The organism is Angustibacter sp. McL0619, from assembly GCF_049994355.1.
Lineage (GTDB): Bacteria > Actinomycetota > Actinomycetes > Actinomycetales > Angustibacteraceae > Angustibacter.
This window is the reverse complement of the sequence record NZ_CP188257.1, coordinates 1,907,274-1,928,634: the sequence shown is the minus strand read 5'-3', so window position 1 is coordinate 1,928,634 and position 21,361 is coordinate 1,907,274. Positions and strand designations below refer to the sequence as shown.

At 72.4% G+C, this 21,361-nt stretch carries 20 protein-coding genes; all 20 read right to left on the bottom strand.

The features are described from left to right. Positions 1 to 53: 53 nt before the first annotated feature. Positions 54 to 1,001, bottom strand: a complete 948-nt coding sequence (locus tag ACPPVT_RS08910) for an RluA family pseudouridine synthase (RefSeq protein WP_426566640.1) — start codon at positions 999 to 1,001, stop codon at positions 54 to 56. Continuing rightward, a complete protein-coding gene (gene lspA / locus ACPPVT_RS08905; RefSeq protein ID WP_426566639.1) occupies positions 994 to 1,572 on the bottom strand; it encodes a signal peptidase II in 579 nt (192 codons plus the stop codon). Before lspA ends, ACPPVT_RS08910 begins: the two co-directional genes overlap by 8 nt. Next, on the bottom strand, positions 1,545 to 2,549 hold the full coding sequence (locus ACPPVT_RS08900) for a TraR/DksA family transcriptional regulator (RefSeq protein ID WP_426566638.1): 1,005 nt from the start codon (positions 2,547 to 2,549) through the stop codon (positions 1,545 to 1,547). The genes lspA and ACPPVT_RS08900 overlap by 28 nt, the downstream gene beginning before the upstream one ends. Before the next feature lie 203 nt (positions 2,550 to 2,752). Continuing rightward, a complete protein-coding gene (locus ACPPVT_RS08895) occupies positions 2,753 to 3,556 on the bottom strand; it encodes a DivIVA domain-containing protein (protein WP_426566637.1) in 804 nt (267 codons plus the stop codon). A 112-nt stretch (positions 3,557 to 3,668) separates the two neighbouring features. Next, positions 3,669 to 3,947, bottom strand: a complete 279-nt coding sequence (locus ACPPVT_RS08890) for a YggT family protein (RefSeq protein ID WP_426566636.1) — start codon at positions 3,945 to 3,947, stop codon at positions 3,669 to 3,671. A 3-nt stretch (positions 3,948 to 3,950) separates the two neighbouring features. Continuing rightward, positions 3,951 to 4,424 (bottom strand): cell division protein SepF, encoded by a 474-nt coding sequence (locus tag ACPPVT_RS08885; protein WP_426566635.1) that lies wholly within the window; start codon positions 4,422 to 4,424, stop codon positions 3,951 to 3,953. A 59-nt stretch (positions 4,425 to 4,483) separates the two neighbouring features. Continuing rightward, the gene (locus ACPPVT_RS08880) at positions 4,484 to 5,218 is read right to left on the bottom strand and encodes a YggS family pyridoxal phosphate-dependent enzyme (protein ID WP_426566634.1); all 735 of its coding nucleotides are present in this window, start codon (positions 5,216 to 5,218) and stop codon (positions 4,484 to 4,486) included. After that, positions 5,215 to 5,991: a peptidoglycan editing factor PgeF gene (pgeF, locus tag ACPPVT_RS08875; protein WP_426566633.1), complete on the bottom strand. Its 777-nt coding sequence runs from the start codon at positions 5,989 to 5,991 to the stop codon at positions 5,215 to 5,217. Before pgeF ends, ACPPVT_RS08880 begins: the two co-directional genes overlap by 4 nt. 21 nt (positions 5,992 to 6,012) lie before the next feature. Next, positions 6,013 to 7,326, bottom strand: coding sequence for a cell division protein FtsZ (gene ftsZ, locus ACPPVT_RS08870; RefSeq protein ID WP_426566632.1), 1,314 nt, complete (start codon positions 7,324 to 7,326; stop codon positions 6,013 to 6,015). A gap of 240 nt (positions 7,327 to 7,566) precedes the next feature. Then, a complete protein-coding gene (locus ACPPVT_RS08865) occupies positions 7,567 to 8,313 on the bottom strand; it encodes a cell division protein FtsQ/DivIB (protein WP_426566631.1) in 747 nt (248 codons plus the stop codon). Beyond that, complete coding sequence (gene murC / locus ACPPVT_RS08860; RefSeq protein ID WP_426566630.1) at positions 8,310 to 9,725, bottom strand: UDP-N-acetylmuramate--L-alanine ligase; 1,416 nt, start codon at positions 9,723 to 9,725, stop codon at positions 8,310 to 8,312. The genes ACPPVT_RS08865 and murC overlap by 4 nt, the downstream gene beginning before the upstream one ends. Further along, positions 9,722 to 10,834 (bottom strand): undecaprenyldiphospho-muramoylpentapeptide beta-N-acetylglucosaminyltransferase, encoded by a 1,113-nt coding sequence (murG, locus tag ACPPVT_RS08855; protein WP_426566629.1) that lies wholly within the window; start codon positions 10,832 to 10,834, stop codon positions 9,722 to 9,724. The genes murC and murG overlap by 4 nt, the downstream gene beginning before the upstream one ends. Further along, complete coding sequence (gene ftsW / locus ACPPVT_RS08850) at positions 10,831 to 12,105, bottom strand: putative lipid II flippase FtsW (RefSeq protein WP_426566628.1); 1,275 nt, start codon at positions 12,103 to 12,105, stop codon at positions 10,831 to 10,833. Before ftsW ends, murG begins: the two co-directional genes overlap by 4 nt. Positions 12,106 to 12,107: 2 nt before the next feature. After that, positions 12,108 to 13,604 (bottom strand): UDP-N-acetylmuramoyl-L-alanine--D-glutamate ligase, encoded by a 1,497-nt coding sequence (murD, locus tag ACPPVT_RS08845; protein ID WP_426566627.1) that lies wholly within the window; start codon positions 13,602 to 13,604, stop codon positions 12,108 to 12,110. Beyond that, positions 13,601 to 14,701: a phospho-N-acetylmuramoyl-pentapeptide-transferase gene (gene mraY / locus ACPPVT_RS08840; RefSeq protein WP_426566626.1), complete on the bottom strand. Its 1,101-nt coding sequence runs from the start codon at positions 14,699 to 14,701 to the stop codon at positions 13,601 to 13,603. The genes murD and mraY overlap by 4 nt, the downstream gene beginning before the upstream one ends. Beyond that, positions 14,698 to 16,080, bottom strand: coding sequence for a UDP-N-acetylmuramoyl-tripeptide--D-alanyl-D-alanine ligase (locus tag ACPPVT_RS08835; protein WP_426566625.1), 1,383 nt, complete (start codon positions 16,078 to 16,080; stop codon positions 14,698 to 14,700). Before ACPPVT_RS08835 ends, mraY begins: the two co-directional genes overlap by 4 nt. Then, on the bottom strand, positions 16,077 to 17,654 hold the full coding sequence (locus tag ACPPVT_RS08830) for a UDP-N-acetylmuramoyl-L-alanyl-D-glutamate--2,6-diaminopimelate ligase (RefSeq protein WP_426566624.1): 1,578 nt from the start codon (positions 17,652 to 17,654) through the stop codon (positions 16,077 to 16,079). Before ACPPVT_RS08830 ends, ACPPVT_RS08835 begins: the two co-directional genes overlap by 4 nt. 10 nt (positions 17,655 to 17,664) lie before the next feature. Then, the gene (locus ACPPVT_RS08825) at positions 17,665 to 19,782 is read right to left on the bottom strand and encodes a penicillin-binding transpeptidase domain-containing protein (RefSeq protein WP_426566623.1); all 2,118 of its coding nucleotides are present in this window, start codon (positions 19,780 to 19,782) and stop codon (positions 17,665 to 17,667) included. Further along, positions 19,779 to 20,342 carry a hypothetical protein gene (locus ACPPVT_RS08820; protein ID WP_426566622.1) on the bottom strand — a complete coding sequence of 188 codons (564 nt, stop codon included), beginning with the start codon at positions 20,340 to 20,342 and terminating at the stop codon, positions 19,779 to 19,781. The genes ACPPVT_RS08825 and ACPPVT_RS08820 overlap by 4 nt, the downstream gene beginning before the upstream one ends. Next, complete coding sequence (rsmH, locus tag ACPPVT_RS08815) at positions 20,339 to 21,316, bottom strand: 16S rRNA (cytosine(1402)-N(4))-methyltransferase RsmH (protein ID WP_426566621.1); 978 nt, start codon at positions 21,314 to 21,316, stop codon at positions 20,339 to 20,341. Before rsmH ends, ACPPVT_RS08820 begins: the two co-directional genes overlap by 4 nt. Positions 21,317 to 21,361: the final 45 nt, after the last annotated feature.

Genomic DNA, 21,361 nt, shown 5'->3' with positions numbered 1-21,361 from the left:
GCCACCCGCGGCAACGATCCAGGCCAGCCCGCGTGTCGCGGCTGGACACGCCGTCAACCGGCCGAGATCACCTCGAGGGCGGCAGCCAGGTCGGCTGGGTAGCTGCTCTCGAACTCCACGTGCTGGCCGCTGCCGGGGTGCTCGAACCCGAGCCGCATGGCGTGCAGCCACTGGCGCTGGAGCCCGACCCGCTGGGCCAGCGTCGGGTCAGCGCCGTAGGTGAGGTCGCCCACGCACGGGTGGCGCAGCGCGGCGAAGTGCACCCGGATCTGGTGGGTCCGGCCGGTCTCCAGGTGCACCTCGACCAGGGACGCCGCCCGGAACGCCTCCAGTACCTCGTAGTGCGTCACGCTGTCCTTGCCGCCGGCGGTCACCGCGAACTTGTAGTCGTGCTGGGGATGGCGGCCGATCGGCGCGTCGATCGTGCCGCGCAGCGGGTCGGGATGACCCTGGACCAGTGCGTGGTAGACCTTGTCGACCGTGCGCTCCTTGAACGCACGCTTGAGCAGGGTGTACGCGCGTTCGCTCTTGGCGACGACCATCAGACCCGACGTGCCGACGTCCAGGCGGTGCACGATGCCCTGCCTCTCGGCCGCCCCGGACGTGGAGATCCGGTACCCGGCCGCCGCGAGCCCGCCGACCACGGTCGGGCCCGTCCAGCCCGGGCTCGGGTGCGCGGCGACGCCGATCGGCTTGTCCACCACGACGATGTCGTCGTCGTCGTGCACCACCCGCAGACCGGGGACGGGCTCGACCACGATCTGCTGTTCGACGGCTGGTCCAGGCAGCGTGACCTCGAGCCAGGCTCCGGCGCTGACCCGGTCCGACTTGGCGGTGGGGCGCCCGTCGAGCTGCACCAGCCCCTGCGCCACCAGATCGGCGGCGCGGGTGCGGGACAGGCCGAACAGCCGAGCCATCGCCGCGTCCAGGCGCTCGCCCTCCAGCCCCTCGGGCACGGGAAGCGAGCGCTGCTCACCCGGCTGGGTCGTCGACTCACTCATCGGCGTCGTCCGTCCGGGGGCCGCTGCGATCGGGGGTCGGGTGCCGGCCGTCCAGGCTCGTGCCGCGCAGCCCGAGGACGACGATCAGCCCGGCTGCGACGACGATCGCGATGTCCGCGACGTTGCCGATGAACAGGTGTCCGTAGGCGATGAAGTCCACCACGTGACCCCGAGCGAATCCCGGCTCGCGAAGCAGGCGGTCGGTCAGGTTCCCGATCGCCCCACCGAGCAGCAGGCCGAGCGCCACTGCCCACGGCAGGCTGGCCAGGCGCCTGGCGGACCGGACGACGAAGACCACGACGCCGATCGCCACCACGGTTAGCACCCAGGTCATCCCGGTGGCCAGCGAGAACGCCGCGCCGGGATTGCGGATCAGGTCCAGCCGGAGCAGGTCGCCGACCAGCTGGATCGGGTCACCAGGGGTGAGCTTGGCCGCCGCCAACGCCTTGCTTGCCTGGTCGACGACGATCACGGCGACCGCGACGGCGGCGAGGACGACGATCAGACCCCGTCGGGGGCGTGCGGGCTGGGGGGCGGCGTCGCTCAGCGACGCTCCTGACGCTGTTTGCATGACACGCACAGGGTCGCACGTGGGAAGGCCTGCAGTCGCATCTTGCCGATCGGGTTGCCGCAGGACTCGCAGATCCCGTAGGTGCCGTCGGCGATCCGGGCGAGAGCGCGTTGGCTCTGCTCGAGCATCTCGCGGCTGTTGTTCGCCAGCGTGATCTCCTGCTCGCGCTCGAAGGTCTTCGCGCCGGCGTCCGCCTGGTCGTCGCCGGCGCCGTCGCCGGAGTCACGAAGCAGGTCCTGCAGGTCGCTTTCCGCGTGCGAGATCTCGTTCTGCAGGCGGGTCACGTCCGCAGTCAGCTCGTTGCGCACCTCGCGCAGCTCGGCGGCCGTCCACGGGGACTCGTCCTCCCGAACGCGCAGCGCCCTCGGCGTGGCCTTCTTCGCCGGAGCCACCTTCTTGGCCGGGGTGGCCTTCTTGGCCGGAGCCACCTTCTTCGCCTGGGCCACCTTCTTGGCCGGGGCCGCCTTCTTCGCCGGAGCCACCTTCTTGGCCGGGGTGGCCTTCTTGGCCGGAGCCACCTTCTTGGCCGGAGCCACCTTCTTCGCCGGGGTGGCCTTCTTCGCCGGAGCCACCTTCTTCGCCGGGGTGGCCTTCTTGGCCGGAGCCACCTTCTTGGCCGGAGCCACCTTCTTCGCCGGGGTGGCCTTCTTGGCCGGAGCCACCTTCTTGGCCGGAGCCACCTTCTTGGCCGGAGCCACCTTCTTGGCCGGAGCCACCTTCTTCGCCGGGGTGGCCTTCTTGGCCGGAGCCACCTTCTTCGCCGGGGTGGCCTTCTTGGCCGGAGCCACCTTCTTCGCCGGAGCCACCTTCTTAGCCGGAGCCACCTTCTTAGCCGGAGCCACCTTCTTAGCCGGGGTGGCCTTCTTCGCCGGGGTGGCCTTCTTAGCCGGGGTGACCTTCTTCGCAACTCTGGCCGCCGAGGACACGGCGGCCCCGACCGCGCGTCGGGCTGACCCTGCGACGCTGGTTCTGGCCATCGTGTCTCCCTCGTTGCGAAGCGAACCGATCCTGTGCCCCAACCGGATACCAGCCGCACCGCTCAGCGTGGTGCCGGAAGGATAGGCGCCACCTGAACCGACCTCAACGCGACTCGCCGAGCAGGGACGCGCCAGGACCACCGGAAGAGTCCGGTGGTCCTGGCGCGATGCTACCCATGCTTACCGAGATGCGGCCCTGACGTTCAGCTCCCGAAGGGGAACCTCGGCGTCTCGGACTGGCCCTGGCGGTCGGCGTCGTTGGAGCCGTAGGCACCGCGGGTGGGCAGCTGCGTCACCTCCGCCGTCGACGACTGCGGCTGCGAGCCAGTGCCGGACGAATCCGGCTCCGAGCCCCCGGCTGCGGCCTTCGCCTCGAGCTGCTTGAGCTGGTCCTCCAGATAGGCCTTGAGCCGGCTGCGGTACTCGCGCTCGAACGAGCGCAGCTGCTCGACCTTGCGCTGCAGCACCTGACGCTGCTCCTCGAGGTCACCGAGCGTCTCGCGCTGCTTGGCCTCGGCCTCGCGGATCAGTCGCGCCGCGTGGTCCTGAGCATCGCCGACGATCTTGGTGCGCTCGGCCTTGCCCGCCTCGACGTGCTCGTCGTGCAGCTTCTGCGCCAGTGCGAGCATGCCCGCGGCGCCCTCAGCGCCAGCACTGGCGGCGGCCGGCGCCTGGACGGGTGCCGGGGCCGGCGCAGGAGCAGGAGCAGGAGCCGGGACGGGAGCCGGTGCCGGTACAGGGGCAGGCGCCGGTGCGGGTGGCACGACGGCTACCGGGCCGCTGGCCGGTGCCTCTTCGCGGGCTCGGCCACCGTTGCGGGACAGCTCGGCCACGCGGCTCTCGCACGCGCTGAGCTTGGCGCGGAGCTCTTCGTTCTCGGAGTTCAGACGTCGTAGCTCGGCCACGACCTCGTCGAGGAACTCGTCGACTTCCTCCTCGTCGTAACCCTGACGGAACTTCGTCGGGCTGAAGCGCTTGTTGACAACTTCCTCGGGGTTCAGCGGCATGTGGTCACCTCTCGGTGTCTGGGGTCGCCCGCCCACCGTAGCGAATGCGCATGTCAGAGGTCGATTCGACGCTCGACACATGCACCCGGATGCCGGGGGCGGCCCGCTGGCGTCAACGCAGCAACTGGAGCAGCAGCAGCGTCACGATGAACAAGATCATGAATGCTAGGTCGAGCTGAACCTGGCCGATGCGCAACGGCGGGATGACCCGCCGCAGCGCGCGCAACGGCGGGTCGGTCACGGTGTAGATCGCCTCGGCGAGCACGAGGGAGACGCCCCGCGGGCGCCAGTCACGGGCGAAAGCCTGGATCCAGTCCAGCACCAGTCGCCCGATGAGCAGGACGAAGAATGCCAGGACGACGAGGCCTAGCAGCGTCCGGATCAGCTGCACGGATCAACTCTGGTTGAACAGGCCAGCCGTGTTCACCGGCTCCTTGTCCTCGGCCGTGACCTCGATGTGGGCCGGGGACAGCAGGAACACCTTGTTGGTCACCCGCTCGATGGCGCCGTGCAGACCGAACACCAGACCGGCCGCGAAGTCCACCAGGCGTTTGGCGTCCGAGTCGCTCATGTCGGACAGGTTCATGATGACCGGCACGCCGTCACGGAACGACTCGCCGATGTTCTTGGCCTCGTTGTACGTGCGCGGGTGGATCGTGGTGATCCGCTGCAGCTCCCCGTGCCCAGGGCCGGGAACCACTCGTGCCAGCGAGCGGGCGGGCAGCTGGGTGACCTGGCTGCGCTCCGATCGCGGCACCTCGGGTCGCTGTGCGGGCTCCTCGTCGAAGTCCTCGTACAGCTCGTCGTCATAGTGCTCGTCCTCGGCCAGCCCGAGGTACACCATGGTCTTGCGCAGCGCACCTGACATCGCCAGCTCCTCCGTCGTCCGTCCGGGGCGCACCTCGCGCCCGCGTACGGTTTTGGACGTTACCGGAGTGACGGACGTGATCCGAGGACCGCGCTCCCGACACGCAGGTGTGTCGCACCGTGAGCGACCGCATCCTCCAGGTCGCCGCTCATCCCGGCGGACATCCAGGTGGCTTGCGGGTGCTCCGCGCGGAGCGTGGCAGCGAGCTCGGCGAGCCGGGCGAAGGCCGGCCCCGCCGGTGCGTCGAGCGGCGCCACCGCCATCACCCCGCGCAGCCGCAGACCTTCCGTCCGCGCCACCGCGGCGGCCAGCTCGGCCAGGTCGAACGGCAGGACGCCACCACGTCCGGCGCCGCCGGCGGGGTCGTGGAGCGACACCTGCAGCAGCACGTCAAGCTGGCGCCCGGCCAGCTGCGCGCCCTTGCCGAGGGCCGTGGCCAGCGGGAGCCGGTCCACAGAGTGCACCACGTCGGCGTAGCGGGCGACGGACGCCGCCTTGTTGCGCTGCAGCTGACCGACGAAGTGCCAGCGCGGCGGCCGCTGTCCGGCGCCGAGCGCCGCGGCGGCCTCGATGGCCTTGGCAGCGGCGTCCTGGTCGCGGTTCTCCCCCACGTCGGCCACGCCGAGCTCGACCAGCCGGACGACGTCCGCAGCCGGAAACGTCTTGGTCACCACTACCAGCGTGATCTCGCCCGGGTCGCGGTCGGCGACCGCACAGGCCCGCTCGATCCGGTCGTGGACGGCACGCAGCCGACCGGCAAGCTCGGCGCGCCGCTGCGGGTCGACCTCGCTCACGCACCCACCTCGGCCGGGCGCAACCGGGCGACCCCTGCGAAGCGACCGGTTCGGCCGTCGCGGCGGTAGGAGTACAGGTTCGCCGACTCTCGTGTGCAGCCCGGCAGCTGCTGCACCGCGACGCCGAGCTCGACCAGCTGCGAGAGAACGCCTGCGGCGACGTCCAGGGCCGGCGTGCCCGCCCAGGTCAACGTCCGGCTGACCGGCTGGACGGCCGCCACCTGCTCGCGCAGCTCGAGCGGCACCTCGTAGCACCGCCCGCACACGGAGGGTCCGAGCCGGGCCACGATCCGGCGTCCGCCGAGGTCGCGCATCGCCCCGACCGTCGCCGGAACCACACCGGCAGCCATCCCCGGCCGCCCGGCGTGCGCGACGGCGACGACCCCCTCGTCGGGTGCCGCGAGCAGCACCGGGACGCAGTCCGCGACCAGGACGGCGAGCGCGAGGTCGGGCACCGTCGTGACCATGGCGTCGGCGTCCTGCGGCCTCGTCGGCCACGGGTCGCTGACGTGGGCGACGGTGACGCCGTGGACCTGGTTGGCGACCACGAGGCGCTCGACCGCCAGCCCGAGTGCGGAAGCCAGCGCCGCACGGTTGGCCGTGACGCGATCGAGGTCGTCACCCACGTGGACGCCCAGGTTGAGCCCGTCCGAACCGGTCGCGGTGCCGTACGGCCCGACGCTCGAGCCACCCGTCCGGTCGGTCAGCGTCAGCTCGGCAACCGGACCGCGCGGCCCGTTTCGACCCTCGAGCCGTTCGGTCCAGGCGATCACCTCGTCAGTGTGCCGTAAGGCTCACTTGAGGAAGTCGGGCACGTCCAGCTCGTCGTCCGCGTCGTCGAAGACCACCGAGCGCGGCGCGCGGGCGCGGACCGGCTCGAGGGTGTCCGGCACCACGACCGGCTCGCCGCGCCGCGCCGATGCGGCGGACTCGACTCCGGCATCCGTGGAGGACTCACCGGCCGGCTCGACGTGCGGTGCCGTGGACCCGTTGGTGGAGTAGGGCCGCTGGCTGGACGAGTGTCCGTTGCTGGTGCCGTTGCTGGTGCCGTTGCTGCTGCCCGCGTACGCCGGCGTGGCGGGCGGCGCCGTCCGGATCGCGCTGGACGTCGAGGAGCCGGTGATCTGGCCGAGGGCGCGGTCGTCCTTGCGCTGGGTGGGCACACCACCGTCGAAGCCGGCGGCGATCACGGTGACCCGGACCTCGTCGCCCAGCGCGTCGTCGATGACGGCACCGAAGATGATGTTCGCCTCCGGGTGCGCGGCCTCCTGAACCAGCCGGGCCGCCTCGTTGATCTCGAACAGGCCCAGGTCGGAGCCGCCCTGGATGGACAGCAGGACACCGTAGGCGCCGTCGATGCTGGCCTCGAGCAGTGGCGAGGAGATCGCCAGCTCAGCCGCCTGCACCGCGCGGTCCTCGCCACGGGCGGAGCCGATACCCATCAGCGCGCTGCCCGCACCCTGCATGACCGACTTCACGTCGGCGAAGTCGAGGTTGATCAGACCCGGCGTGGTGATCAGGTCGGTGATGCCCTGGACGCCGGACAGCAGCACCTGGTCGGCGCTGCGGAACGCGTCGAGCATGCTGACCGCGCGATCGCTGATCGACAGCAGCCGGTCGTTCGGGATGACGATGAGGGTGTCGACCTCGTCGCGCAGCTGCGCGATGCCGGTCTCGGCGCTGTTCGCGCGACGACGACCCTCGAAGGTGAACGGGCGGGTCACGACGCCGATGGTCAGCGCACCCAGCGAGCGGGCGATCCGCGCGACGACGGGCGCGCCGCCGGTGCCGGTGCCGCCACCCTCGCCAGCGGTGACGAAGACCATGTCGGCGCCGCGCAGCACCTCCTCGATCTCCTCCGCGTGGTCCTCGGCGGCCTTCTTGCCGACCTCGGGGTCGGCGCCGGCGCCGAGCCCGCGGGTGAGCTCGCGGCCGACGTCCAGCTTGACGTCGGCGTCCGACATCAGCAGGGCCTGCGCGTCGGTGTTCACGGCGATGAACTCGACGCCCTTGAGGCCTACGTCGATCATCCGGTTGATCGCGTTGACGCCACCGCCGCCGATGCCGACGACCTTGATGACGGCCAGGTAGTTCTGCGGTGCAGCCACGTCGAGTGCCTCTCACTGGGTATTGCCCTGTTTGGTGGACCCTGACCCTCAAGTTGAGGGTTATAGTTATGTCAACCTCGTCCTGGTCGAAGACGCTAGGTGCCGATCGCCCCACCGCCAACGACCGCGCCCGGCGTGTCGGCAGATCGGCCACTCGCATCACCCCTGCGACCCCGACTGGTGAGCCGTTCTCGTGGTCTCAGACCGTCGTGAGACCCCGCCAGGTCGCCACAAGTGGGGTTAGCGGAGCACCGGGGTGCTCGGGGAGCTCACGTCGTAGACCTTCGCCTTGTGCTTGGTCAGCGCGGTCAGCACCCGGGCCTTGAGCTCGCTGTCGTCCCCGCTCCCCCACACCACGGTGGCCGCGCCGAGGCGCATCCGGACGTCGTCGGGCGAGTCTGCGCTGACTCTGCTCACCCTCGAGCGCAGCGCGGGCGGCAGCGCGTCCAGCACGGTGAGCGCAGCACCGAGCGTGTCGGCCGCCTTCACCCCGACCGGGACGTCGATCACGGGTACGCCGGCCGGTGCCCGCGCAACCTTCGCGAAGGCGACGCCGGACGCGTCGACCAGCCGGTACCCGACGCCGGTCGCCGGCACCGCCGCCACGGCCACCCGCGGTCGCACGACCAGCTGCAGGGTGGATGGCCAGCCACGCCGCACCTCGACGGACGCCACCGCGGGAACGCGCCGGACCCGGTCGCCGACCGCGCCGGTGTCCACCTGCGCCAACGGCGTGCCAGTCAGGTCGCCGACCGCCCTGACCACCTGGTCGGCAGCGGGACCGTCCAGGCCGCGGACCTGCACGGAGCGCACCACGAGCACGGGGCCGAAGTAGGCCAGTGCCGCCACCGCGACCAGGACCATCGCCACCAGCACCGCGACCAGCACCGGTCGCCGGGACCGCCACCGGGCTGCCCGGGCCCGCGCCTCGAACCTCGCGGACGTCTCGGTGCCGGACTCGCGCACCGTCGTCGTCCGCGTGCTCATCGCGGGTCCGACCCGCCCAGCAGGGCCAGCACCTCGTCGGCCAGCATCGTGATGTCACCCGCGCCGATGGTGACGACCAGGTCGCCCGGCTTCACCCTGGCCCGGACCGCTCCGGCCACGGCCGACCAGGACGGGACGTAGGCGACCCGCTCGGACGGCAGCGGGACCGCGTCGGCGACGAGCGCACCGGAGACCCCGGGAAGCGGGTCCTCGCGCGCTGCGTAGACGTCCATCACGACGACCTCGTCAGCCTGGCCGAGCGCCTGGCCGAACTCCTGTGCGAAGTCCCGCGTGCGGCTGTACAGGTGCGGCTGGAAGACCGCGACGACCCGACCTTTGCCGGCCACCTGCCGAGCGGTGGTCAGCGCCGCGGCCACCTTGCCCGGGTTGTGCGCGTAGTCGTCGAACAGGCGCACCCCGCCAGAGCTCCCTCGCGGCTCGAACCGTCGACGGGTCCCGGTGAACGCCGCCATGGCCTCCAGTGCCGCAGTCGGCGGCACGTCGACCTCGACGAGCGCCGTCCAGGCGGCCAGCGCGTTCAGCGCGTTGTGCCGGCCGGGCACGCTCACCCTGGCTCGGCCGATCGGCAGGTCGCCGTCCCAGACCTCGAAGCTCGACCCGGCCTCGTCCGGCTCAAGATCGAGCAACCGGACGTCGGCCTCTTCGGAGAAGCCGAAGGTTCGCACCCGGATCCCTTCTGCCGCAGCCTGTTCGGCCAGCCGGGCCGACCCCGGGTCGTCCGCGCAGGCGACCAGCAGGCCATCGGGTCGGATGCTGCGTGCGAACTCCGCGAACCCGGCCTCCACCGCCTCGGCCGTGCCGTAGAAGTCCAGGTGGTCCGGCTGCACGTTCGTCACCACAGCGAGGTGCGGGCGGTACACGACGAACGTCCCGTCGCTCTCGTCCGCCTCAAGCACGAACACCTCACCGCTGCCCAGGTGGGCGTTCGTCCCGCTCTCGGTCAGTTCGCCGCCGATCGAGAAGGAAGGGTCGCGACCGCACTTCTGAAGCATCACGGTGAGCATCGCCGTGGTGGTCGTCTTGCCGTTGGTGCCGGCCACCGCGATGACCCGGTGCCCACCGCTGACCGCGGCCAGCGCCTCGGAGCGGTGCAGCACGCGCAGACCGAGCTCGCGGGCCCGGGCCAGCTCTGGGTTCGACGGCCGGACGGCGGACGAGGCGACCACCGTACGGGCCTGTTCGACGTGTCGCGGGTCGTGGCCGACCTGCACCCTGGCCCCCTCAGCAGCCAGCGCGGTCAGCAGCAGCGACTCCTTCGCGTCGCTGCCGCTGACCTCGAGCCCCATCGCCAGCATGATCCGGGCGATGCCCGACATCCCGGCGCCACCGATGCCGATGAAGTGGACCGGCGAGAGCTGCTCGGCCTCCCCGACCGGGGCGGAGTCGTTCACGACCGGCTCCCGGCCGCGGACAGCACCAAGTCGGCCAGCCGCTCGTCCGCGTCCGGGACGACGAACCGGGTCGCCGCCTCGCCCATCGCGTGCAGGGACGTCGGGTCGGCCAACAACGGCAGCAGCACCTGGCGCACCCAGTCCGGCGTGCAGCCGACGTCGTCCACCAGCAGGCCGCCGCCGGCCGCGACGACGGGTTCGGCGTTCAGCCGCTGCTCGCCGTTGCCGATCGGCAGCGGCACGTACGCCGCTGGCAGACCCACGGTGGCCAGCTCGCACACAGTGTTGGCACCGGCCCGGCAGACCACCAGGTCGGCCGCCAGGTACGCCTCGTCCATCCGGTCCGCGTACGGCAGCACCACGTACGGCGCCTGGCCGTCCACGGCCGGCTCGACGTCCACCTGCTTGCCGGTGCCGCTGACGTGCAGCACCTGCACGCCCGCCGCCCGCAGGTCCGCCGCCGCCGCCCCGAAGGTCTCGTTCAGCCGCTGCGCGCCGAGCGAGCCGCCGGTGACGAGCAGCGTGGTCCGGTCCCGATCCAGACCCAGTGCGGCCCGGGCCGACATCTGCCGCGCGGCGCGCTCGTCGACGGTCAGGCTCGCCAGGCTGCTGATCTGGTGGCGCAGCGGCATCCCGGTGTGCACCGAGTGGGCGAGCTTGGTGTCGGGGAAGGTGGTGGCCACGAAGCGGGTCAGCCGAGCGCCGAGCCGGTTGGCGACGCCCGGCAACGGGTTCTGCTCGTGCACGACGATCGGCACCCCGCGCCGGCGCGCGGCCAGGTAGGCGGGCGCCGCCACGTAGCCGCCGAAACCGACCACCACGTCGGCCCCGCTCTGCTGCACCGCGTCCGCGGCCGCCCGGACGGCGCCGCGCAGTCGCCCGGGAAGCCGGACCAGGTCCGGGCCCGGCCGACGTGGCAGTGGGACCTTCGGCACAGTGCGAAGCTCGTAGCCGTGCGCGGGCACCAGCCTCGCCTCCAGACCCTCGGCCGTACCGAGCACCGTGACCGTCATCGCGGGGTTGCGCCGACGCAGGCAGTCGGCCAGCGCCAGGAGCGGTGACACGTGCCCCGCCGTTCCCCCGCCGGCGAGCAGCACGGACGTCGTCACCGGCCGGCCCGCCCCGCACCCCGGGCCCGACCGGGCAGCACCGCCAGCGAACGCCGCAGCATTCCGCCCCGCGCCGACAGCGCGTGCGCGGCACCTGGCTCGGCCCGGGCGAAGGACATCAGCATGCCGAGCACGAGCATCGAGGTGAGCAGCGCGGACCCACCGCTGGAGACCAGGGGCAGCGGCAGTCCGATCACCGGAAGCATGCCGATCACCGCACCGACGTTGATCAGGGTCTGGCCGAGCAGCCAGGCCATCGTCGCCGCGGAGGCGATCCGGACGAAGAGGTCGTCGCTGCGGGTCACCAGCCGCAGGCACGCCCAACCGATGAGCAGGAACAGCGCGAGGACCACCAGCACGCCGGGCAGACCGAGCTCCTCGCCGATGATCGCGAAGATGAAGTCGTTGTGCGCCTCGGGCAGCCAGGACCACTTCTCCCGGCTGGCGCCCAGGCCCACGCCCCACCAGCCGCCGTCCGCCAGTGCGTACTTACCGTGGATGGACTGGTAGCAGACGGTAAGGGTGTCGGTGCACCGGCCCCCGAGCCAGGAGGCGATCCGGGTCTTGCGGTTGTCGCTGGACATCACCATCGCGCCGACCAGGACCGCCATCGACGCGCCGGCGATGCCGAACATCCGCAGCGGTGCACCGGCGGCGAACAGCAGCGCGGCGAGGATCAGCAGCAGTACCAGCGCGGTACCCAGGTCGTGTCCGGCCAGCACCAGCCCGATGGTGAGCACCCCGACCGGCGCCAGCACCGGCACCAGCACGTGCACCCACCGGTCCAGCAGCAGTCGCTTGCGGGCCAGCACCGCCGCCCCCCACAGCACGAGCGCGAGCTTGAGCGCCTCGGACGGCTGCAGCCGCTGGCCACCGACCCCGATCCAGTTCCGGTTGCCGTTGACGCTGACGCCCAGGGACGTGAAGACCAGCAGCTGGGCGAGCAGCGCGCCGACGAGCACCACCCAGCCGATCCGCTTCCAGAGCCGCACGGGAACCCGGGAGGCCACCAGCATCAACGGCAGACCGATCACCGCGAAGCGCAGCTGGCTGAGGAAGATGGTGAACGACGAGCCGCTCTTGGACAGCGAGGTCACCGACGAGGCCGACAGCACCATGACCAGCCCGATGACCAGCAGGAGCAGCGTGCTGCCCAGCAGCACGTAGTAGGTGGTGACCGGCGAGTCCAGCCGCTCCGCGGCGGGTACGTGCCGGCGCAGCCGGGACTGGTTCGCGGGCAGCGCGGCGCGGCCCTGGACCTGGCTGGTCACGGCTACTCCCCCTGCCGGGACCGAGTGAACCGGTGGACGGCGGCGGCGAACTCCTCCCCGCGCTGGGCGTAGTCGCGGAACTGGTCCATCGAAGCCGCCGCCGGCGCGAGCAGGACGGTGTCCCCGGCGCGCGCCAGCGATGCGGCGCGGCGCACGACGTCGTCCATGAGCCCAGTCTCCGTCGAGTCGACCTCGACGACCGGGACATCCGGCGCGTGTCGCGCGATCGCCCGGGCGATCTGCTCGCGGTCGCGGCCGATCAGCACGACCGCGCGCAGCCGGCCGGCGTGCACCCGGACCAGGTCGTCGACGTCCGCGCCCTTGAGCAGGCCACCGGCCACCCAGACGACGTGCTCGAAGGTGGCCAGCGCCGCGGCGGCAGCCGGTGGGTTGGTGGCCTTGGAGTCGTCGACGAAGCTGATCCCGTCCACGGTCGCCACGTGCGCGATGCGGTGCGGCTCGGGCCGGAACCCGCGCAGCCCGTCGCGGACGGCGGACGGAGCCACCCCGGCGGCCCGGGCGAGCGCGGCGGCCGCCAGCGCGTTCGACACCTGGTGCGGCGCGAGCACGGGCGAATCCCCCTGGACGTCGGCCAGCGTGCCGAGCTCGGCCGCCGACGTCCGTCGCTCGACCACGAACGCGCGGTCGGCCAGCACGTCGTCCACCACCCCGACCATGCCCACCGAGGGCGAGCCGCGGGTGAAGCCGATCGCCCGACAGCCGTCGGTGACATCCGCGTCGCGGACCAGCTGCTCGGTCCGCGGATCCTGCACGTTGTAGACGCAGGCCACCTCGGTCCGCTCGTAGACGTCGCCCTTGTCCTTCAGGTACGCCTCGAAGCTGCCGTGCCAGTCCAGGTGGTCCGGCTCGACGTTCAGCACGGCGCTGGCCAGCGGCGCGACCGAGCGGGCGCGGTCCGGGCCGAGCCAGTGCAGCTGGAAGCTGGACAGCTCGACCGCGAGCACGTCCAGCGGCTCCTCGGCGAGGACCGCGTGCAGGATGGGGGTGCCGACGTTGCCGACCGCGGCCGCTCGCAGCCCGGCGGCCCGCAACATCGAGGTGAGCATGTGCACGGTCGTGGTCTTGCCGTTGGTGCCGGTCAGGGTGAGCCAGGGCGGGCCGCCGTGCGCGGGCCGCATCCGCCAAGCCAGCTCGACCTCGCCCCAGACCGGCACGCCGGCCGCGGCGGCAGCGGCGAGCACGGGCTGCGCGGGGCGCCATCCGGGCGAGGTGACGACCAGGTCGGGGCGGCCCGGCAGCTCGGTCGTCGCTGACTCCCCGAGCCGGACGTCGGCTCCCATGATCCGCAGGATCTCGGCCCGCTCGCGCTCCTGCGGACCGTCACGCCCGTCCAGGACGACGAGCCGCGCCCCCCGCTGGAGCAGCGCGTCGGCCGCGGCGAAACCGCTCACCGCCAGCCCGGCCACCACCACCTGCAGACCGGCCCAGTCCGCGTCGCGGTCCGTCAGGCCGTCCAGTCGACCAGGGGCGTCGCTCACGAACCGACCACCCACTCCGCGTAGAAGATGCCCAGGCCCAGGGCGACGAACAACCCGGCGATGATCCAGAACCGGATCACGATGGTCACCTCGTGCCAGCCGAGCAGCTCGAAGTGGTGTTGCAGCGGTGCCATCCGGAACACCCGTCTGCCGGTCAGCTTGAACGAGCCGACCTGGATGATCACCGACAAGGTGATGAGCACGAACAGGCCGCCGACGACCAGCAGCAGCAGCTCGGTGCGGCTGGTGATCGCCAGCCCGGCCAGCGCGCCGCCGAGCGCGAGCGAGCCGGTGTCCCCCATGAAGATCTTGGCCGGCGAGGCGTTCCACCACAGGAAGCCGATGCAGGCGCCCATCACGCAGGCCCCGACCACCGCGAGGTCACGCGGGTCCCGGACCTCGTAGCACTTCAGCGCCGCCGAGCCGGTCTCGTTGCCAGTCAGCTGCTGACAGCTCTGGTTGGACTGCCAGGTGCCGATCAGCACGTACGCCGCGAACACCAGCGTGCTGGCGCCGGTGGCCAGCCCGTCCAGCCCGTCGGTCAGGTTCACGCCGTTGCTGGTGGCCGCGATCATCACGTACGCCCAGATGCAGAAGAGCACCACGCCGAGTGCCGCCCCGGCGAACGCGAGGTCGAAGCGGGTGTCCCGGATGAAGGAGATCTGAGTCGAGGCCGGGGTACGGAACTTGTGGTTCGGGAACTGCAGCACGAGGACGGCGAAGAGCAACGCCACCACGGACTGCCCGATCAGCTTGGGCACGGTGCGCAGGCCCAGGCTGCGCTGCTTGCTGATCTTGATGAAGTCGTCCAGGAACCCCACGACGCCCAGACCGGTCATCAGGAAGAGCACCAGCACGGCGCTCATCGTCGGCGGGTTCGTGGTGATCAGGTGCGCGGCCACGTAGGCGAGCAGCGCCGCCAGGATGATGACCGTGCCGCCCATGGTCGGAGTGCCGCGCTTGGTGTGGTGCGAGGTCGGGCCGTCGTCCCGGATGAACTGCCCGTACCCGCGCTTGACAAGCCAGCGGATGTACAGCGGGGTGCCGAACAGCGACACCATCAGGGAGACCGCCGCCGCGATGAGTACGGCCCTCATGCGCAGGCCCCCGCGAGCCGGTCCCCGAGGTAGCGCAGGCCGGCGTCCCGGCTCGACTTCAGCAGCACGACGTCCCCGGGCTCCAGCTCGGCCGACAGCAGCGCGTACGCCGCCTCGACATCCGGTACATGCACGGACTCCTCACCCCACGAGCCTTCCTGGGTCGCCCCGGTGTGGATGGCTCGGGCCCCCGGCCCTACTGCGACCAGGCGCTTGACGTTGAGCCGGACGGCGAGGCGTCCTATCGCGTCGTGCTCGAGCAGCGAGCTGTCGCCGAGCTCGAGCATCTCGCCGAGCACGGCCCAGGTGCGCCGACCCTCCCCCATACCGGCGAGCGCCTTGAGCGCGGCCCGCATCGACTCCGGGTTGGCGTTGTAGGCGTCGTTGACGATCCGGACGCCGTCCGGACGGTCCCGGACCTCCATCCGCCAGCGGCTGGCGGGTCGGGCCCGACCCAGCGCGGCCGCCACGTCCGGCAGCGTCATCCCGACCTCGAGGCCCACCGCCGCGACGGCGAGCGCGTTGGACACGTGGTGCTCGCCGTGCAGCGCGAGGCGGACAACGGCGCGCTCGCCGCCGTGCACGAGGGTGAAAGAGGCCCGGGCCTGGTCGTCCAGGACGACGTCGTCCGCCCGCACCTGCGCGTCGTCCGAGCGCCCCACGAGCACGACACGCCCCTTAGTGCGGTCGGCCATCGCACGCACCCGGGGGTCGTCGGTGTTCAGCACAGCCACGCCGTCAGTCGTCAGCGCCTCGACCAGCTCGGCCTTCGCCTGCGCGACCGCGTCCACCGAGCCGAACTCGCCGACGTGCGCGGTGCCCACGTTCAGCACCACCGCGACGTCCGGCCGGACGATCTCGGTGAGGTAGCGGATGTGCCCGATGCCACGGGCGCCCATCTCGAGGACCAGGTGCGCGGTGTCCGCGTCCACCCGGCACGCGGTCAGCGGCACGCCGACCTCACCGTTGAACGACTCGGCGGTGGCCACGGTAGGTGCGTGCTCGCTAAGCACCTGGGCCAGCAGGTCCTTGGTGCTGGTCTTGCCCGACGAGCCGGTGACCGCCACCACCTGCACCGCGGGGACGCGAGCGACGACCTCGCGGGCGACCGCGGCGAAGGCGGCCTGGACGTCCGGCACCACGACGCTGGCCAGCTGCGTGCTGGGCCGCTCGGCGAGCACTGCGGCAGCCTGGCGCTCGACCGCCTGAGGGACGAAGTCCAGGCCGTCGGCGTGCTCGCCCACGCGCGCCACGTACAGGCTGCCGGGCTCGGCAAGGCGGGCGTCGGTGACGACCGTGCCGTCCACCAGAAGGTCCGGCGGACCCTGCAGGACGCCGCCGGTCACGTCGGCGATCTCAGCCAGCGTCAAGGCGATCACGGACGCACCTCGCGCAGCGCGCGGGCGACCTCGGCCCGGTCGTCGAAGGGATGCACCACGCCGGCGACCTCCTGGCCCGGCTCGTGGCCCTTGCCCGCGACGAGCAGCACGTCACCGCTCCGGTTGGCCAGCCGGACCCCCTCGTCGATCGCGGCGGCGCGGTCGCCGATCTCGACCACCTCGACCCGTTCACCGCGGCCCGCCCGCACGTCGGCAGCCCTGCGGGCACCGGCCAGGACCGCCGACCGGATCGCCGCCGGGTCCTCGCTGCGCGGGTTGTCGTCGGTCACCACCACGACGTCCGCGGCGTCCGCGGCGGCGGCGCCCATGGCAGGGCGCTTGCCTGGGTCCCGGTCGCCACCGGCCCCCAGCACCACGACCAGCCGGCCGGACGTCGCCGGGCGCAGCGCGTCCAGCGCAGCCGCCACCGCGTCCGGGGTGTGCGCGTAGTCCACCACCGCGAGCGGACCGGACGCCGGGTCACCGACCTGTTCCATCCGGCCGGGTACGCCGTCGGCCGAGCGCAGGCCGTCGACCACCTGCTGCTCGGTGAGACCGGCGGCCAGCAGCACCAGGGCAGCGAGCGCCGCGTTGAGCACGTTGAAGTCGCCCGGCAGCGGGCACCGCAGGCCCAGCCGCTGCCCCCGGGGACCGACCAGGACGAAGTCGGTGCCCGCACCGCTCGGGGTGCGTTCGACCACCCGCCAGTCGGCGTCCGAGCCGGCCTGACCGGTCAGCGTGATGATCGGGACGGTGGCCCCCGCCGCGGCGCGCCGCGAGCCGTCGTCGTCCACCACCACGACGGCACGGCGGCTGTGTGCCGGAGTGAGCAGCAACGCCTTCGCGGCCAGGTAGGTGCCCATGTCGCCATGCAGCTCGAGGTGGTCCTGGCTGAAGTTGGTGAACCCGGCGACGTCCATCACCGCGCCGTCCACCCGGTGCTGGGCCAGCGCCTGGCTGGACACCTCCATCGAGCAGACCTGGACGCCGCGCTCACGCATCGCGGCCAGCAGGGCGTGCAGGTCCGGCGCCTCGGGCGTCGTCCGCACGCTCGGCACCCGCTCATCGGCCACCCGGGTCTCGACCGTGCCGACCAGCCCGGTAACCCGGCCGGCCGAGCGCAGCACGGCGTCCATCAGGTAGGTCGTGGTCGTCTTGCCGTTGGTCCCGGTGATCCCGAGCAGGGTGACGTCCACGGCCGGGTCGCCGTAGACGGTGGCGGCGACCTGGCCGAGGACGGCTCGCGGGTCGTCGCTGACCAGCACCGCAAGCTGGGGCGCCGCCTCCTGGGTGGTGGCCACTCCCGCGTCGTCGGTCAGCACGGCCACCGCACCGGCCGCCGCGGCCGCCGCGACGAACTGCGCGCCGTGCGCACGCGAGCCCGGCAGAGCCGCGTACAGGTCGCCGGGTCGCACCGCGCGCGAGTCGAGGGTCACACCGAGCACCCGGGTGCCGAGCAGGTCAGGTCGTACGCAGCGCACCTTGCTTTCCAGTGCCTCGACGACCTGTTCCAGGGTGCACCCGTTCGAGATCGATGGGCGCAGCCCGAGGGAGGTCACGGCTGCTGCAGACACGGTGGCGAGGCTACCGGTCTTGCGGGGTGAGCCGGATCGTGGGCGACTTCGACCCGGTCGGCGGGACCTGCATCTTCTGCAGGGCGTACGTCATGACGTCCTTGAACACCGGCGCGGCGACGGTGCCTCCGTAGTACCCGCGCACCGGGCGCTGCAGGGTGACCGCGACGACCAGCTTCGGGTCGTCCGCCGGCGCCATGCCGATGAACGAACCGGTATAGCCCTTGTAGCAGCCGCAGGTGGGGTCGAAGCGTTGCGCCGTGCCGGTCTTGCCGGCGACCCGGTAGCCGGGGATGCGCGCCTCGGGCGCGGTGCCGTCCTGGCTGACCACGCCTTCGAGCATGACCCGCAGCGTGGCGGCCGTCTTGGCGCTGATCACCCGGGTGGTCTTCTGCACGGGCGCCGGTTCCAGCTTGCCGCCCGGGCCTACGGTACCGGCGACCAGCTGCGGCTCGACCCGCAGCCCGCCGTTGGCGATGGTCTGGTAGACGCCCGCCGCCTGCACGGCGTTGACCGACAGGCCCTGGCCGAACAGGACGGTGTAGCGCTGCGAGCCGCTCCAGTCCTGGGGCTGGGCCAGGATGCCGCGGCTCTCGCCCGGGAAGGCCAACCCGCTGGGCTGACCGATGCCGAACTTGGTCAGGTAGGAGTACAGCGTCGTCGGTGGCAGCTTCTCGCCGGCCATGATCGTTCCGATGTTGCTCGACTTGGCCAGCACGCCGGCGAACGTCAGCCGCTCGACGGCGTGGGCGTGCGAGTCGTGGAACACCTTGCCCGCACGGCGGAGCTGCCCAGGCACGGAGAACGGCGTGGTGGGCGTGACCGCACCCTCCTGCAGGACCGCGGCGGCGGTCATCACCTTGCTCGTCGAGCCCGGTTCGTACACCTCGGACAGCGCGCGGTTGGACAGGTTGGCGGGCGTGCTCTGGCTGGGCACGTTCGGGTCGAACGTGGGGGCGTTGGCCAGTGCGAGGATCTTGCCGTCGACCGTCATCACGACGAGGGTCCCGGACAGCGCGCCGGACTCCTTGACCTTGGCGGCGAGCGCCTGCTCGGCGCGCCACTGCAGGTCGCGGTCCAGCGTGAGCTGGACGGTTCTGCCCGGCACCGCCGCCTTGTGCTCCACGTCACCGGTGGGGATGTGGCGACCCTGCGGGTCGCGCTCGTACGTCTGGCTGCCCGCGGTGCCGGTGAGGGTCTTGTCGAGCTTGAGCTCCAGACCGGCCAACGGGGTGTTGTCCTTGCCGACGAAGCCCACCACTGAGGCGCCGACGCCGTCGGCCGGGTACGAGCGCTGGGTGGTGCGCTCGGCGTAGATGCCCGGCACGTCCAGCGCCGAGACCTTGCGCCAGACCTCGGGCGTGATGCTCTTGGCGACGTAGGCGAAACGCCGGGTGCCGGTGAGCTTGTCCTGCACGGTGGACGCGTCCATCTGCAGCAAGGGGGCCAGGACCGCGGCCGCTCCCGCGACGCCGAGCTCCGTCTTCGTCCGGTGCCCGGTCACCGGGTCCTGGACGGTCCGGGAGTACCCGCTCACGGTGGTCTGGTCGACCGTGACGTTGTAGCGCTCGAGGCTGGTGGCGAGCACGACCCCGTTGCGGTCGACGATCTCGCCGCGCGGCGCGCTGACCGGGACCGTGGTCAGCCGGCTGCCGAGCGCCTGCTGGGCCATGGCCGAGGCGTCCAGCGCCTGCAGCCGAAGGAGCTGAACCGCGAAAAGGCTCAGCACGATGCACACCCCGACGAACATGGCGCGGGCCCGGCGCTGCGGGTGGCCAAGCCGGGGACGGCGGACCTGCCGGGTCCGCGGTGCCGGGCGGGTGGGCGGCCGCTTCGCCGTCCGGGTCGTCCGGCTCGCCGAGCCACCGGAGGCCGCAGGCCGGGCCGCGGGAGCACGGGTGCCCGGCCGTGCGGCCGGCTGGCGGGTGCTGCTGCGACGGCCGGACTGGGACTGGCCGAACTGGGGCTGGCCGGACTGCGACTTGCCGGACTGCGACTTGCCGGACTGCGACTTGCCGGACTGCGACTTGCCGGACTGCGACTTGCCGGACTTGCGTTGCGCGGGCACTCGCCGTCCGGCCGCGCCACGGGTGGAGGAGCCGCGCGAGCCCTTGGCGTCCACCCTCACCTCGTCTTCTTGGCCCCGGCCGTGGCCGTGGGGTGTCCCGTCGGGGGCTTGGTCGCCTTGCCGGTCGGCGTCGTCGATGGTTTCGTCGTCGCTGCCGCGGTTCCGGAGGCGACCTTCACGGTAGGCGCGGGTGGCGGGGTAGCCCGCTGCGCCACGCCGAGGATGCGTCCGTCCGGCAACCGGATGAACGCCGCACCCTGGGACGGGACCATGCCCAGCGCCTTGGCGCGGGCGGCCAGCCGCTCGGGTGCCGCCTGGCTGTCGATGTCCTGCCGCAGTGCCTGCTGACGGTCACCGAGCTCGTCCGAGCGCTGCTGCAGGTCGTGCAGGGTGAACGAGCCCTGACCGAGGGCGGTGTTGATCATCAGCAGCCCCAGCAGGCCACCCACCAGCAGCAGCATGCAGCCGACGACGAAGGCGGTGCGGCCGCGATCCACGGCGGGTGCGTGCACCACGCGCAGGTTCGGGCGCGGGGCGCGCGGTGCGCTGCGCCCGGGCTGGGCGGCGGGCGACGTCGCGCTGCTCCGGCGCTGGGTGGCGGCGGCGAGGGTCTGGCTCATGCCGCGCTCCGACCCGTGCGGATGCGCTCGGCGGCGCGAAGGCGGGCCGAGGAGGCACGCGAGTTTTCTTGCACCTCGTCGTCGTCCGGCACCTCGGCACCACGGGTGAGCAGGCGCAGGTACGGGGCGTGCTGCGGCAGCTCGACCGGCAGGTCCGGCGGGGCGCTGCTGCGGGCCCCGAGCACCAGCTCGCGCTTGACCATGCGGTCCTCGAGCGAGTGGTAGGCCAGCACGGCGAGGCGGCCACCGACGGCCAGCGCGTCCACCGCGGCGGGCAGCGCGCGGGCGAGCGCGTCCAGCTCACCGTTGACCTCGATGCGCAGCGCCTGGAAGGTCCGCTTGGCCGGGTTGCCGCCGTGCTTGCGGGTGGCCGCCGGCACGTTGGCCCGGACCAGCTCGACCAGCCTCGCCGACGTCGTGAAGGGTGCGACGGCGCGCTCGCGGACGACTGCCGAGGCGATCCGTCGGGCGAACCGCTCCTCGCCGTACTCGCGCAGGATCCGGGTCAGGTCCTGCACCGCGTAGGTGTTCAGCACCTCGGCGGCGGTGAGGTCCTCGCCGGCGTCCATCCGCATGTCCAGCGGCGCGTCCACCCGGTAGGCGAACCCGCGCTGGTCCTCGTCGAGCTGCAGCGAGGAGACGCCGAGGTCGAGCAGGACCGCCGCGACCGGGCCGAGACCGAGGTCGGCAAGTACGGGGCCGATCTCGTCGTAGACGGCGTGCACCAGGTGGACGCGGTCACCGAACGCGGACAGCCGCTCGCCGGCCAGGGCCAGCGCCTCGCGGTCACGGTCGATCCCGACCAGGATGGCGTCCGGGCTCGCCTCGAGCAGCGCCTCGGCGTGGCCGCCCATGCCGAGCGTGCCGTCGACCAGCACCGAACCCGGCGACGTCAGCGCCGGCGCGAGCAGGGAGACGATCCGGGCGAGCATGACCGGCTCGTGCCGCGAGGCGGCGTCGCCGGTGCGTGCCATGGCCGGTCCTTCCTGTCGGGTCGTGCTGGTCCAGTGCTGCGGTGC